Origin of the sequence: Bacillus sp. B15-48 (assembly GCF_016879755.1) — a bacterium.
Taxonomy (GTDB): Bacteria; Bacillota; Bacilli; order Bacillales; family Cytobacillaceae; genus Mesobacillus_B.
In genome coordinates this window covers 1-14,621 of record NZ_WOFU01000012.1, presented here as the reverse complement: position 1 = coordinate 14,621, position 14,621 = coordinate 1, and the positions used below count along the sequence as shown (strand labels likewise).

The window sequence follows — 14,621 nt, the reverse complement described above, 5'->3', positions numbered from 1 at the left end:
AAAAAACGAACCCACCACCTGAAAGGGTTCGTTTCATTCTATTTTCATAACAGCACCGTTCGAAACACCAGGGGAAATGGAACACCAGAACCGTCCCGGTGTTCCACGGTGTTCCACGGTGTTCCGCTTTGTTTCCATGTTACCAGCTCAATCCATGTCCGAGTTTATAGACATTTCCGTCTGAATCTTTATAAGCATAGCTCATTCCTGCTGGCATGTATTTGTCTTTGTCGTATCCTGGTACATCATTTGGTGAGACACATCGGCCATCTTGGTACACAGCAATGACTTCTTCATTTGCTGGTAGGGTGATTGGCAAGACACCTGATGGTTGATGTTTCCCTGCTATCACTTCAAGCTGGGCATTGTAGAACGTATCATAACCCGCAATCAAGGCATCGGCCATTGGTTCAACATTTCCTAGTATCCATGGCAGGATAACGTTCACACTCATCACGACTTTGCCACCGCGACTATGAACGCTGTCAACGACTGCTTTTAAATGGTCCATCCCGCTTATAGTGGTCTCCTGATACAATGAACCATCGATTGCCGCATTTACTTTGTCCTCACAGATTTCCAGCTCAAGCAAACCTGGTGTCGCATTAAAGTAAGAACCAGATTTTGGCTGAAGGAACAGAATTGCTGTATCGGCTTCTTCATAGTTCTCTGTTAACGTAAATAGTCCGAGTTCTTTTGCTTCATTTCTTGCTTTTTCACTATAAGAAGCAGCTCTTTCCTGGTCCTTATGGAAAACTTCTACATAAACCTTTTTCCCATCTAGCTTGTCCGCTGTCAGTGGCAGAGTTTCGTTTGAATTTTTTAATACAGTCACTGATTTTTTATGTGCTTCGTATGCGGCATCCCAATGCGCCTTTGTACTAATAACTTCTGTCGCTTTTGCTGGGTCATTGTACGTGCGCTCATCAAATAAACCTAATGCGAACATTTCTGTAAGCAGTCGCACATTTGCTTCATTGATTCGTTTTTCACTGATCCAGCCTTTACTGATTGCTAATTTGAGATTTTCTATATCGTTACTGTCGGCAATCAAATCGGTACCAGCATTAATTGCTTTTGCAAAACGTTCGGCAATACTGCTCTTTTCCACGCCCCAGCACATATTATTGACAATTCCACTATCACTATTTATATAGCCTTTGAAGCCAAGCTTGCCACGAAGGATATGGTTTAGGAAGTAATGATTAAACGCAAAGCCCACTTCCTCAAATGGAATCTCTTCGCCTTCAAATTCCTGAACGACTCCCTTTTTAATGCTTGGAATCGAGTAGTATGGCATGATCGAAGACGTGCCATGTTCGGCAGCAGCTTTAAATGGCGGCATATGGTATTTTTCTAAGCTGCCTGGCGTTGGATAAAGATTCCACTTTCCTTCTTCATAGTGAGGATCAAAGCCATTTTCTCGCGCTCCCCCACCAGGGAAATGCTTCGTTGTCATTGCAATACTATCACTACTTAATGTTTCTCCTTGGAATTCATCAAGGATCCGGCCAATCACATCGGCAATAAACTCTGGATCTTCGCCAAATGTACCATATGTCCGTTGCCATCTTGGGTCGGTCACTACATCCGCCATATACATATAGCCTTTTCTTAAACCAGTTGCATTCCATTCTTTTCGGGCAATGCTGGCAAATTCACTAATAAGGGAGGCATCACCACCATTTTTAATATCCCCTTTTGCCGCTGCAGCAAGGCCTAGCGTTCCTGGCCATGTTGAGAAAATCCCAATTGCATCATTCATCCCGAAAACGGCCTCACCATTTTCATTTCTCGAATTTGAGGCCACGAGCACAGGAATTCCTAAGCGTGATCCTTCGGAAACTTCATTCATCTTGTTGACCCATTCCGCCATTTCCGCGGGGCTGAAATTGTCTCTTAAAATAAAATGTCTTAAGTCTCTATTTAGAATTGTATGCGTCGTTCCGTATACTTTGCTCATCGCGAAAATCGTTTCGCCTTTTTCAATCACACTTTCATCTAATACGCCTTCATGACTTGTCTTGCTTTTATCTTCCTGAGCAAGACCCATTTTCCTTGAATTAATCAGCATCATTCCGATTTTTTCATCCATATTCATCAAGGAAACAAGGTTTTCCGCCCGTTCTTTCGGGCTTAACCGCCAATCTTCATAAGGGTCGAGCTTGCCATTATTATTTAAATCTTTAAATTTCAGACCATCTTGTTCAATGAGTTTCTTCGTTCTCACTTGTAATTCTGGTTGCTTTTGCACGTAAGTTCCTCCTAATAAGTTCTATTTTTAAAAAAGTTTGTTTGCCCTATGCATCCAGTTTCATTAATGGCTCACTTGCTTGAACGTCCCCTTCTTTCATTGGTTTCACATCTAAATAGTGTTCTGTATTGGTAATGATGATTGGAGATTTCAAATCATAACCAGCAGCTTTTATGTTTTCCAGGTCAAATTCAATGAGCAAATCGCCTTTTTTTACTGGATCCCATTGCTTGACATGAGAGGTAAAATATTTTCCTTGCAAATGAACCGTATTATCACCAATATAGATTAAAATTTCCGCTCCCTCATTTGAGGTAATTCCAATCGCATGTTTACTTGGGAATAAGGTTGTAACGACACCATCGACTGGAGAAATAATTTCCCCTTTTGTCGGTTCAATCGCAATACCCTTCCCTACCGTTTCGGTTGAAAAAAGTGGCTCAGCTAATTTATTTAATGGAATCACGCGTCCAGTTAATGGACTCGCAATCGTTTCTTTTTTTACATTTCCTAAGCCAAATTCTTTGTTTGTTATTTCAACCACCGCTTGATCATGCTTGCCTTCATATCCGAATACTAGCGTAAGCACCATGGCTACAAGTAAAGAACTGAAGACACCTAACACATATAATCCGATCGGTGTAAAGACTGGAATCGACAAGAAACTTGGGAGTGCAAACGCTGTTCCGGATACTCCTAATGCGCCATTAATTGCCCCACCAATCGCTCCAGCAATCGCAACGTATAACATCGTTCGTTTATAACGGACGAGAATCCCATAAGTAATAATTTCGGTTGTCCCAGCTAAGGCACTAGGCAATAAACCTGATCCGGCAAGCAATTTTAACTGCGTATCTTTCGTTTTCAAGAAGACACCAAGTCCCATTCCGATTTGAGCAAACGGAGCTGCGGCAATCATAGCCATAATTGGATCAAGACCTGTTGCGGCTAGATTAGCAATGAAAATTGGAATCACCGCCCAATGCAGCCCTAAAATCGTTAAGAAAGACCATGCGGCTCCCATGACTGCTCCAGTAATGATAGCGCTATTGCTGATTAAAAACTGAATAACAAATGCTAAGCCTTGACCGACATAGGTACCAAACGGACCAAAAATGAGAATCGTTAATGGCACAATAATTAGCAATGAAATCATCGGGTTGATAAACATTTGTAGTTCTTTATAAATCACTTTTCGTAAAAACTTATCTAATAAGGCGTAGATCGATGCCGCGATTAAAATCGGAAACACGGTTGAAGAATAACTCGCCAACATCACCGGAATCCCTAAAAACGCGACCTCTTGTGCCTGGTTCGTGACTAAATTGACATAACTTGGCTCTAATAGCGCTGCCCCAATCGCTGCGCCAACGAAACCATTGGCTCCCAACTTGTTGGCCATCGTATAGCCAAGGAAAATCGGGAAGAAGTAAAAAACAGCATGTCCAGCAGCAGACAGAATCGCGTAGGTACCGCTTTCAGCAGAAACCCACCCTAATGACATTAAAATCGATAATAATGCCGAAATTAAACCTGAACCGGCAAGCACCCCTAAAATTGGCGCAAAACTCCCGCTAATTGCCCCTAAAATTTTATTTACGACTGTTTCTTTCTCTGCAGCCTGATTTGTCGTCGTTGCATTGTTTTCCAAGATTGTATCCTCCTTGTTGTAATATCTTTTGCTGTCCAACTGTTGTTTACTAAGAAATTTTAGAGGAAGAAAGAGCAAAATGATTATGCCAACGAAACTGGAGATTAACTAACATCTCTATAATCCCCAAAAGGCAAGGCTTTCATTTCCTCTAAGAATTATTTCATTTACGTTACAGTGATATAATAGCAAGGAATTGTGTGAAATAAATTGTTGTTTTTGCTAAAAATATTGTATATCTTGCTTTTTAAAAAAGGAGTACTATTATGAGAGAATCGACATTTATGCCCGTAATGAATGAGGATTTTGAGATTTATTATTGGAGCAAACATTATCAATCACATGATTGGGGTAGAATGCCTAAAGAATTTTTAGAAAATTATTCTAAAATTGAGTATTTATTTCGCTTACACAGTCACGACGCAATGGAAGTTCTCGTATTTTTAGGGGGAGAATGTGAATTTTTTTGTGAAGGACAAACCTATTCCCTAACGAAAGGGGATGTCGTCATCATTCCCCCATACGCGGTCCATTGGGCAAAAGTGAGCGATTTCGACAACTATGAGAGAATCGTAACGACCATTAGTAAATCATTACTCGGAGAATTCCTATCGATCTCTCCTTCCTTGAATGATAGCTTAATTTATCATAAAACACAGGGATCATATGTCTTTCATCTACATTCGGAAAACTTAAAGGAAATTCTCGCTCTCTTCAAAGAAATTAGCGCCCACCGAATTAAGAACAATAGTGGGCCTCATTCCTTTGCCTTGCATTATCTCTTATTTCAGGCTCTGCAAATCATCTTTAATCCCACAAATGGCAAGCCAACGGACAATTTAAGAAGTGATGCCGATAAACGTTTTAATGCGATCACAAAATACATTGAAACTCATTTAACCGACTCAGATATGAATTTGGACAATGTTTCAAATCATTTCCATTTAAACAAATATTATTTTTCTCATTATTTTAAGAACTACATGAAGGTGCCATTTTATCGATATGTATTGTTGAAACGGTTAGCAATGGCCGTTCCTTTAATCAAGCAAAATGAGCTATCAATTGAGGAAATCGCCACCAAGTGCGGCTTTCAAGATTATTCGAGCTTCTATCGACTTTTTAAAAAAGAATACAATGTTTCCCCTAAAAATTTACAGAAGGAGTTTAGGAAGTAGGAGTGACTAGGATAAGAACAATGCCTGTCATTCGCTTTAATCGAAAAAATGGGAGCAATTGATAGAAGTGACATGTTTTTTTATAAAGGGGATTGTTGATAAATCGGCTAGGTTTTATTGCTAGTACTTGGATTAACGTGGATTATAAGGGGCTAAGTTTTATTCCTAGTATTTGGATTAACCGTGATAATAAGGCTGTTTGTTTATTCCTAGTACTTGGAATAATACTCTTTATGGGCCTGTTTTAATACTAGTACTTGGATTAAATCTATTTTTGGCCGTTTTTTATTGCTAGTACAGGGATTATATCAGCCTTCTGACCTCATTTTATTGCTAGTACTCGGTTTAAACCTTCATTTTACAGCGTCTTATTACGAGTACTAGCAATATATCAACGAAATATTGGATTTTTAATACGAGTACTTGGATTAAAAAACGCGTTACCAGCAATATCGTTCAAAAAACTTTCGGCTCACTCCCGCCAATTGTTCATAAATGCCCACAAATGACCTTTCTGGAAAAAACATACAATATTAGCTGTACTTTTACTTAGTACTCGGATTAAAAGGTCGATTACCAGCATTAACTTTAAAGTAATAATGTGGGATGAACTAAAAGGATTGCTCTAGAGAGCAATCCTCGATACATAATTTGTTGATATAGTTGAACCTATCCTTATTCAACAACAACCCGACTCCCATTAATTGCTCTTCTAATATGAGGTGGAATGGAAACAGCCTTTAACTTTTCTCCTGTAATATCAACGATTGCCCGAATTTGGTATGCACTTGCGATTTTTTCGCCATCTTTAATAAAATCATGATTAAATTTTATCACTTTATCTCGAATTTCAAGTATGGTAGTTTGGATTGTAAAATGATCGGCAAATTTCAACGGTCTTTGAAATGAACATTTAGACTCTACAACAGGTATTGTAATCTGTTCTTCTTTTATTACCTTTGTCAGTGGGTATCCAACGCTTTCGAAAAAGTAATGAACCGCTTCATCTAACCATCGATAAAAATTCGGTGAGAAAACGATCCCGGCTGCATCGGTATCTCCCCACTCAACGCGCTTAGAATATTCATGTATTTTCATATAATCCTCCTTTGTTAAAAAAGTAACATATTAGATAATTCTAAAATTTCGAAACAAACATTAAGCACATTCTAATTGTAACAATATTGAAAAACTTTGTACATAATTATTATAAAATTCAAAATAAACAACCTAGCATATACAGACAGAAACGCGTGATCAAAAACATTATGCATGCTTCTGCCTAAGTTTTAAGTACCGACATCGGAATGAACAATACCCCCCTTTAGCCTGACCACTCACCATATAATAACCATGTACTGCACTTAATAGGAGAAATTGACTCATACCTAAATGCAGCATAGGTACCTATCCTCTAGTGTAGTGCTGGGGTGTGACTTCACTTAAGACAAGGCACTTTCCAAAAAAATACTCCTTTTGAGCTTATTAGTAAAAACTCCACAACAAATAACCCAGTAGATGGTTAATCAAAATTAAAATCACTCAAAGGCCATGGAGGTTTTCTTGCTTAAGTCACATCAAATTATTCATCGACAGAATCACTTCCAGATGTTGTTTACGCTTCTTTGATAAATCCAAAAATTCATTTTCTACTATCTCTTCGTAATCTAAAACCAGTCCATTTTCTAGTGTTTCATGATACTTTTTAAATAGAACTTCCATTAAAGGTGAAGTCATTTGCATAGATTCTACAACAATAAAATTTTGATTGGGCTGTTTCTGATAGAGAAAAATCTCAGATTCGAAGTCATCTCTTGTTATATATCTTTCTCTATGATATTCAAAAAGAAAGAAACTTAATCTTTGCGTATAAAAGATCAGACAATTCTTTATCGCCTTGTTAAGCCTATGTACTTCTCGATCAATGTTTGAAGTTGACGGCTCGTGTGCTTTTTTACCATTCCTTTTGCAATCTTTACATATATGTAGCCGATGCCCCTTCCCACTGAACTTTTCGTTCGCTCGAGTTCTCCCACATGCTTTGCAGTAATGGCCACGTTTCTTTTTTCCCATTTGTAAAAGCTCCTTGTACAAAAGTGTTGGTTGCGAAGGTCAATGAATTGACACTGCTCAAACATCTCTGCAATATCTCAAAAATCTATACTTCCTTCCTCTGTATTTGAAAAGTATTTTTGTTCTTTTATGTAGTCTTTGCAATGGGTTTCATTGTAAGTATCCCGTTGACCGTGTGAACAAAACTCTATAATCTCATTAATATGTTTCACATTCGCTTTTTTAAATTCTAGCAAAGAAGATTCCTCTTCTTTTCTTCTCTTTCTGTTCCCTCTATTGTACATAAGCCAGCCACGTAAAAACATCATTCTTACACCTTTCTTATAAAACTATATCTTCAATCCGCATGCCGCTGAACGAGTTGGAATGATTTGGGGCAAACTAATTGATAAGGAGGATGAGATGGAAAGAAAAGATTTTATTTTTAAAAAGCTTTATCTTGTTCTATTCGTTGTTCTCTTTTTACCTGTTGGGGTTGGTACGGCTGAACTTCATGTTCCAAATGAAACTGATGTTGTGCTAAACAGCAAGAGTTCTGTCGGTATGGTTTTAGCTGAGTTTCCACCTGTTGTGAATGCGGGTGTGACCGAAGATGAAGTTGGCATTAACTTTGTAACTGATGAGAGACTTGGGTCCATTTATTTACAATTTAAACCAACTGTTGAAAATTCGTGGGCAAATGCAGACTCAGTTAAAACTAAAATGACTTCTTTTAGCAGCGGAAATTTTTGGCGCTTTCAGCAACGCCATTTCACCTCTCATGAAGTGCATTTAACAGGGCTTCAAGAAGGGATGGTTTACGACTATCGCTTTTGTCTTCGCCAAAATAGGCCATGCAGTCCAGAATATTCCTTTAAAACTGCAGTTCAAGCTGAGAAAAACACAATCTATTTATTAGCTGATTTACAAGTTCCAGATCGAAATCCTGCTAGTTTTAAACTTTTTACTCACATGCTTGAAGTCCTGAAAAAGCATCACCCAAATGGCCGGATGATGGTTCAGATCGGAGACCTTGTCAATGTCGGGGGGAAAACCGAACATTGGGATGATGTTTTAACCTATGTTTATCAAGACCTCGATTTGCTATTAGCGAATCTCCTAGGAAATCATGAAGTGAACAAGGACATCCACGCCAGTCACTTGACCAACTTCTTTAATCTTCCTAAAAATGGAACAGGCACAATCAAGGAAACGAACTATTCATTTGATTACGGAGATGTCCATATCGCTGTGATGAACACAGTGTATATGAACAACGAAGCTAACCTGGCTTGAAAACGACCTTCGTTCAACCGACAAGAAATGGAAAGTGGTGATGGGTGACTACTCTTACTATGGAGGAAAGCATAGTAAGAGTAGTGACCCTGGGATGGGACCGGTCAGGGAAATAATCACAAAGAAAATGCAACAACTTGGGGTTCACCTTTATATCGGTGGCCACGATCATGTTTATAAACGGACGACAATTCTTAATGGGCTGAAAAACACGAGCCAAAACGCCATCAACAGTGGAACTACTTACATTACACTAGGCTCTGCAGGTCCAAAATTTTACCATAATGTAAGTTTTCCATGGGATCATGTCGTGTTTAATGGAAAGGTGCAAACCGGTGCCGTTCTTCAAACAAATGATGAGACGTTGCTCTTCAACGTATATGACCGCAATGGAAAGATCATTGATGTATTTAAGTTGACTCAAACCGAACGTTGAAAAAATGCGGAACAGGTGCCTCTCCATAGTGTAGCTTGTATGTAAACCACTTAAGGGAAAGGCACATTTGACCTACAATCACCACCTAAAATAAGTACATTTATAAGTCAGGGTGGAGGTCCTCCGACCGTCATCCTCTAATCTTGTTTTATTCTCTATTTTCTCGAATAATCTCAAAATCCTCGCTCACCTTTCACTTAATGAAGCAAACTTATCAAACATTGGTTGCGTTTTTTCATAGAGTATACAATTTCTGTGTTATACCATAGCTCATGTGCTTTTTTAACATCTTTAGCAAAATAGGGCAAACTAGTAACAAAAGCCTCTGGAATCAAGTCACCTTAATAGGATGCTGTTGCATAGCCCATATCAATTAATCCAGTAGCGACGGCATCAAGCATTTCTGGAAGTTGAGCTAATTGACCATTAAAATAGACATTTACCAAGATACGACCTTCACTTCTTTCTTCAAGCTCTTCAGGAAACCATTTCATCGCATAATAATGGGCTTTGCTTTTATCTGAAATATCTGGAGTAATAACATTATAATTTAGTGTATACACTCGATCAGCGAAGTCACGAGATGTAGCATTAGATCCACAAGCAGTTAACACAAGAACGCTAATCAACATGACAACTTTTAAAATGATTTTTCTCATATAAACCCTCCCTTCCTATCTCCCATCAAGCCACTTGTTCCTTTTGCGTTTTTGTTTTTAATTTTCCTATCAACATCGATAAAAGCAAAGAGGCTGTGAGAAGCACTCCTAAAATGAAAAACGACCATCTTGAATCGGTCACTTGTAATATGAAGGTTGCGAGAACAGGACCCAAGCTTGCACCTACAAAAAGGATAAACACATAGATGGACGTCACCACTCCTTTATTGCTCCCCCCTAATTGCCCGACAAACGCAATTAAAGTTGGAACGACTGTCGCGATCCCAGCAACAAATACGACACTCATAAAAATCGTCAATCCCAAGCTTCCACTCATTCCCATCGAAAATAAACCAACGGTAGATACGATTAAACCTGCATTCAACACACGTGATATTCCAAATTTATAAATGAATAAACCAGCTAGTGGAGAAAAAGCAATTCCGATGATCCCTATAGCCCTGACTAAAAAGATTTGCTGCGCACTGAATCCGAAACCTTCTGCCAAGTAATTCCCTAAAGCAGTATACATGCCGACAAATGACAATAAAATCGTGATTGCAATCATATAAATTAACACGATCAGTTTATTTTGAAAGGGAAGGATCATCTTTTTTAAAACCATAATGATGCTGTTATCGTTCACAGTTTCTTCCCGAGGAAGGAACATCATTAAAACTGTTGTAAGTCCATAAATCCCACCGAGCAAATAAAAGACCGCACGCCAACCCCAAATCGGTTCAAAATAACTACTTATTAATTGACCAATGATTCCAGCCATTAAAAATCCAAGGCTAAGCATACCAATCGTCCCAACCCGGTGCCGGATAGGAAAGACCGTCCCTACATATGTTAAGGCTACAGGTGAAAAAGTCGCACATACGAGACCTTGTAAAGCTCGATAAAGCAGCAATTGCTGAAAACTGTTCGCTGTACCTACTAAAATCGCCATCATACTTATAAAAAACAAGCCGAAAATCATCACTCGTTTTAACCCGTATTTTTCCGAAACAATCCCAAAAAATAAACAGCCCAATGCAAAGAATAAAGAAAATATACTACCCACCCACGCAGCTTGATTGCTCGTCACCGCAAATTCAGCCTCAAATACGGGTAAAAGCGGGATTGTCATATACAAAGAACATAAAACGACTAATGCCGTCCAAAACAATATAGTCGTAAAAACTTTATATTTTCTATCTGTAAACGAATCGTGTTCTAAAGCCTCCATCATACCCTTCCCTTTCTAATCTAAATATTTTTAGAATTTTCCTAATTGTATATCAAATTCCAATTCATTCCAGTTTCCATTCATCCTTATTACGCTAGTAAAAATAAAAACCCGCACGACTAGAGTACGGGTTTTGGTAAAGAATTATTTTGCTTCTTTAATAGATTCTGAATGTTCATGCACCACTGTCTTATTTCGTTTTTTAAAATAAATATTTAATACATTTAAATGTCTGTCTGCATTTTCATACTGAGGTTTTGTAAGGTAACTAACAACGACCATCACAATGAATGATCCTACAAAAACGGGAACAATCGGTAAGAAGCCAAAACTAGGCAGCCAGTTTGTAAAGAAGTATACGGGTACTAACACTGCGCCTGTTAACAAGCTTGCAATTGCACCATAACTATTTAATCGTCTCCAATATAATGCTGCAACGATGACTGGAATCATCGCTGATGTACCAGTAAACGATAATTCAGCAATTTGAAAAACACTAGCCGGTCTGATTAATGAAACAAAATAGGAAATCGCTAAGAGCACAACAACAAATAGACGGCCATAGAAGACCATTTTCGCTTCACTTTCAACTTTAAAGTATTTTTTAAGAATGTCATTCGTAAATAGATTACTCATTGTTAAAAGTTGGGCATCCATTGTAGACATGACCATTGCAAAGAGTCCAGCTAAGGCAATTCCACTCATCCAAATTGGAAGGTATTCGAATGTAAGCATAAAAACAATATTATCTGATGCGCTTCCTTCTAATCCTGGGATTAATACTGCCCCCCACACACCTAAAGTTACAGCTAGTAAATAAATGACCGCCATTCCCAAAGGATAATAAACACTATTTTGACGTAGGGCATTGCTTCCTTTTGCTGCTAATAATCGGACAAAAACATGTGGGAAACTTAAAACAACAAAAGCGAATAAAAGCCATTGACTAAACCAAATTTGCCATGAAAAGGCAGGTATTCCTTCACGTTGCATTAAATGTGGTTTCTCTTGGAGTACTCTTTCTGTAAGTGCTGAAAAGCCACCACTATTATTTGCTAACATAAAAACGGCTAATACGAGAAAGATTGTAAAGATGAAAACCTGTAATGTATTTGTTAACACTGTGCCTCGCATGCCCCCGCCCCAAACATAATAACCGACAACAAATGTTATAATGAGCGATCCGAGCCAATACGGAACTAAACCATTCGTAAATGTTTCAAATCCTGCTCCCGCACCAATTTGTCCTAATACAACATATGGTAATGTGTAGACAGCAAAAATAAGAAACATAATATTTGATATTGCATTGCTCTTGAACCGATCTCCATAAAACTCACTAGGAGTCCCATAATTAAACTTTTTCCCTAATATCCATATTCTTAAACCAAAATAGTAGGTCGTGAATGCAATCAAAAAGGCCCCGGCCCCCATTATTAAACCATACATCCCAAAGCCATTATGGTAAGCAGCTCCTGGCATTCCTAGCATGACAAACGCAGATAGGTTTGTCCCAATAATGGCACAAAACAAATAAAATCCAGAAATACTTCGACTCGCTAAAAAGTAATCTTCCCCTGTATTCTGCGTCCTTTTTTGCGATACATATCCGATTGCTATAATAAAAAGCATATAAATAAGCGAAACGATAAAAACAACCATTACACTACTATTCATAAAAAAATCCCCCCAAGCTATTACTCTACTTCCTCATCAAATTCATCTGGAACATCCGGCCAAATCACTTTATACGAAAAATACAGGAAAATGGATGCTACTATTCCTCCAGTTAAAATTTGGAACCACAATGCAAATGGCATGAACCCAAATAGAATTGGATCGACTAAATGAAACCACCAAAAATCGAAATGAAATAAAGTTAATAATGAAAAACCAATAATTACGAGTAATACCTTTGTTTTTTGCGTCACTTTTATCCCCCTCTATCCCTTACTTTTAATAATCCCTATCCTACCTTCTATAAGATAATAAAGTTGTATGCGCTTTCGAAAATCTCTATAGACTTCTCAAAAATTTGTTGTTGAGAAAAATTGAATTATTGCGTTACATAGTTATTTTTACTTATAAACTGTAATCTTTTTTTGGCTTATGTAATTAAAAGTTTTATGAAACACGTTTGCGACAACGTAAAAGATGTTTTTATTTTATGAAGAATAAACACGTGTAGATTTTTACGCCCCCTTTGAACCTTTAAAAATTGAAATCAATTAACTCTTAATCATTTTTTCCTTTCCTTAAGTACCCCCTTTTTAGGTTGTAGCAATTCTTCAACAAAATGAAGAACAGCTCACCTGTTTCTAAAATCTTCCTTAAAACAACTGACCGCATTTGCATTCCTTCCAAAAACCAACGCCCCATGCAAATGAGAATCATTACGCTTTCACTATGAAAGCGGCTACATGAATTTACAGGAGGGATTTTTTGACAGATGCTGGCGTCAATTGTAACTCAGGATTGTCTAATTTTGCATTTGTTAACGATTCGTTAACACCGTTAACAATATTTATAAATTGAGTATATAAAGAGCTAGATTAAAAGTCAATTGAATTTTCTAATTTTTCTATATTTTGTTAATATTAAATTCCTTTACTACTTAAAGTTTATCAATAGTTAATTTTTATAATAATGCTTAGGTATGATTTTAATTCGTGGCCATTAATTCAGATTGAAGAGAGGGGGAGAAAAAACGTTTTTTAAACTTTTTTAATTTTCTATATTTAAATTTTCCAATGATTTTTGCACTATAAATTGTAGGGCCATTTGTAACGTTAGAGAGATTAAAAAACATTAGAAATAGCAAGGGTTTGTCCCCTTGCTATTTTGCTATTAATTTCTAATTCTTTGGATTACGAGTTTTACTCCAAACCATTTTCGCCGTCTCCGTATCGAGTTGTGTGTAGGTTTGAGCATGAATAAGCGGAGAATTTCCTGCTAATGTAGATAGGGGAAGCTGAAGAAGCAGATATAAGTGGAGAAATTCCGGTTAACTGCTCTAAATAAGACAAAATCCAAAGATTTGAATTGTATAAACGGAAAAACTCCCCTTATTTTTAAGGAAATATCGGTATTTCCCAGTTTAGACGGATTTTTTCCGTTTATTTTTCAGACGCAGTGAAATCAACATTCAGTTGTATAAAGAAAAATATTGTTGTGTTTTTATTTAAGGTTAGGCTTTGTTACCATTTTCAAAAAAAATATAGTGTATTTTGCTGTGGTACACTGGCGATTGTACCCCCACATTTTAATAGAACAATTGCAGGTTCTCCCAAAACAATGATCTAAATTCCTTTATATCAATAAAGAAGACTCGCCGATTGGCGAGCCCCTAAGGGCGAAGACAGAGGCGTAGTCGCCCTTATGCGTTAGGAAAGTATTAATTTTAAATTTACACTTTCATATTAGCCAAAAAAAGACCTCCAAATTACCATACAATTTGAAGGTCTTTTTTCATTACATTTTTAATATTTACGATTGTTAACGGAACCTGTTACTCACATAAACTGTTCTTTTTTGTGGCCTGGCAACGTCCTACTCTCACAGGGGGAAGCCCCCAACTACCATCGGCGCTTTAGAAGCTTAACTTCCGTGTTCGGCATGGGAACGGGTGTGACCTTCTCGCTATCGCCACCAGACAATTGTTAAAATGAGGTTTGTTCCCTCAAAACTAGATAATGTTTGTAAGAAGAAAAAGCAAAAGGAGTATCTTCCTTAACGTTTTAGGTTAAGTCCTCGATCGATTAGTATCAGTCAGCTCCACACGTCACCGCGCTTCCACCTCTGACCTATCAACCTGATCATCTTTCAGGGATCTTACTAGTATAAACTATGGGAAATCTCATCTTG

General features: G+C 37.7%; 12 protein-coding genes and 2 rRNA genes. 3 read left to right on the top strand and 11 right to left on the bottom strand.

Annotated features, from left to right (window positions below; translation table 11 throughout):
• Nucleotides 1–139: 139 nt before the first annotated feature.
• A complete protein-coding gene (locus tag GNT69_RS22425) occupies nucleotides 140–2,254 on the bottom strand; it encodes a glycoside hydrolase family 3 N-terminal domain-containing protein (RefSeq protein ID WP_203557223.1) in 2,115 nt (704 codons plus the stop codon).
• A gap of 46 nt (nucleotides 2,255–2,300) precedes the next feature.
• Nucleotides 2,301–3,905, bottom strand: coding sequence for a glucose PTS transporter subunit IIA (locus tag GNT69_RS22420; protein WP_203557222.1), 1,605 nt, complete (start codon nucleotides 3,903–3,905; stop codon nucleotides 2,301–2,303).
• A gap of 266 nt (nucleotides 3,906–4,171) precedes the next feature.
• Between GNT69_RS22420 and GNT69_RS22415 the strand changes: the two genes are divergently transcribed.
• Nucleotides 4,172–5,083 (top strand): AraC family transcriptional regulator, encoded by a 912-nt coding sequence (locus GNT69_RS22415; protein ID WP_203557221.1) that lies wholly within the window; start codon nucleotides 4,172–4,174, stop codon nucleotides 5,081–5,083.
• A gap of 675 nt (nucleotides 5,084–5,758) precedes the next feature.
• Here GNT69_RS22415 and GNT69_RS22410 read toward each other — a convergent pair.
• The 3 genes from GNT69_RS22410 to GNT69_RS22400 form a co-directional block, all read right to left on the bottom strand.
• Nucleotides 5,759–6,181, bottom strand: coding sequence for an acyl-CoA thioesterase (locus GNT69_RS22410; protein ID WP_203557220.1), 423 nt, complete (start codon nucleotides 6,179–6,181; stop codon nucleotides 5,759–5,761).
• 474 nt (nucleotides 6,182–6,655) lie between these two features.
• Entirely contained in the window at nucleotides 6,656–7,156 is a 501-nt protein-coding gene (locus GNT69_RS22405) for a hypothetical protein (protein WP_203557278.1), read from the bottom strand.
• A 77-nt stretch (nucleotides 7,157–7,233) separates the two neighbouring features.
• Nucleotides 7,234–7,464 (bottom strand): hypothetical protein, encoded by a 231-nt coding sequence (locus GNT69_RS22400; RefSeq protein WP_203557219.1) that lies wholly within the window; start codon nucleotides 7,462–7,464, stop codon nucleotides 7,234–7,236.
• A 94-nt stretch (nucleotides 7,465–7,558) separates the two neighbouring features.
• Between GNT69_RS22400 and GNT69_RS22395 the strand changes: the two genes are divergently transcribed.
• Together GNT69_RS22395 and GNT69_RS22390 are read left to right on the top strand one after the other, a co-directional pair.
• Nucleotides 7,559–8,431: a fibronectin type III domain-containing protein gene (locus tag GNT69_RS22395; RefSeq protein ID WP_203557218.1), complete on the top strand. Its 873-nt coding sequence runs from the start codon at nucleotides 7,559–7,561 to the stop codon at nucleotides 8,429–8,431.
• Between the two features lie 40 nt (nucleotides 8,432–8,471).
• Nucleotides 8,472–8,867: a metallophosphoesterase family protein gene (locus GNT69_RS22390; RefSeq protein WP_203557217.1), complete on the top strand. Its 396-nt coding sequence runs from the start codon at nucleotides 8,472–8,474 to the stop codon at nucleotides 8,865–8,867.
• A gap of 341 nt (nucleotides 8,868–9,208) precedes the next feature.
• Here the strand turns inward: GNT69_RS22390 and GNT69_RS22385 are convergent, their stop codons facing one another.
• From GNT69_RS22385 to GNT69_RS22360, 6 genes are all read right to left on the bottom strand, one after another.
• Complete coding sequence (locus GNT69_RS22385; RefSeq protein ID WP_203557216.1) at nucleotides 9,209–9,526, bottom strand: type 2 periplasmic-binding domain-containing protein; 318 nt, start codon at nucleotides 9,524–9,526, stop codon at nucleotides 9,209–9,211.
• Nucleotides 9,527–9,551: 25 nt separating this feature from the next.
• A complete protein-coding gene (locus GNT69_RS22380; RefSeq protein ID WP_203557215.1) occupies nucleotides 9,552–10,760 on the bottom strand; it encodes an MFS transporter in 1,209 nt (402 codons plus the stop codon).
• A 141-nt stretch (nucleotides 10,761–10,901) separates the two neighbouring features.
• On the bottom strand, nucleotides 10,902–12,434 hold the full coding sequence (locus GNT69_RS22375) for a sodium:solute symporter family protein (RefSeq protein WP_203557214.1): 1,533 nt from the start codon (nucleotides 12,432–12,434) through the stop codon (nucleotides 10,902–10,904).
• A gap of 20 nt (nucleotides 12,435–12,454) precedes the next feature.
• Entirely contained in the window at nucleotides 12,455–12,688 is a 234-nt protein-coding gene (locus GNT69_RS22370) for a hypothetical protein (RefSeq protein ID WP_203557213.1), read from the bottom strand.
• A gap of 1,605 nt (nucleotides 12,689–14,293) precedes the next feature.
• A 5S ribosomal RNA gene (gene rrf, locus GNT69_RS22365) occupies nucleotides 14,294–14,410 on the bottom strand.
• 85 nt (nucleotides 14,411–14,495) lie between these two features.
• A 23S ribosomal RNA gene (locus tag GNT69_RS22360) occupies nucleotides 14,496–14,621 on the bottom strand; the annotation flags it as partial.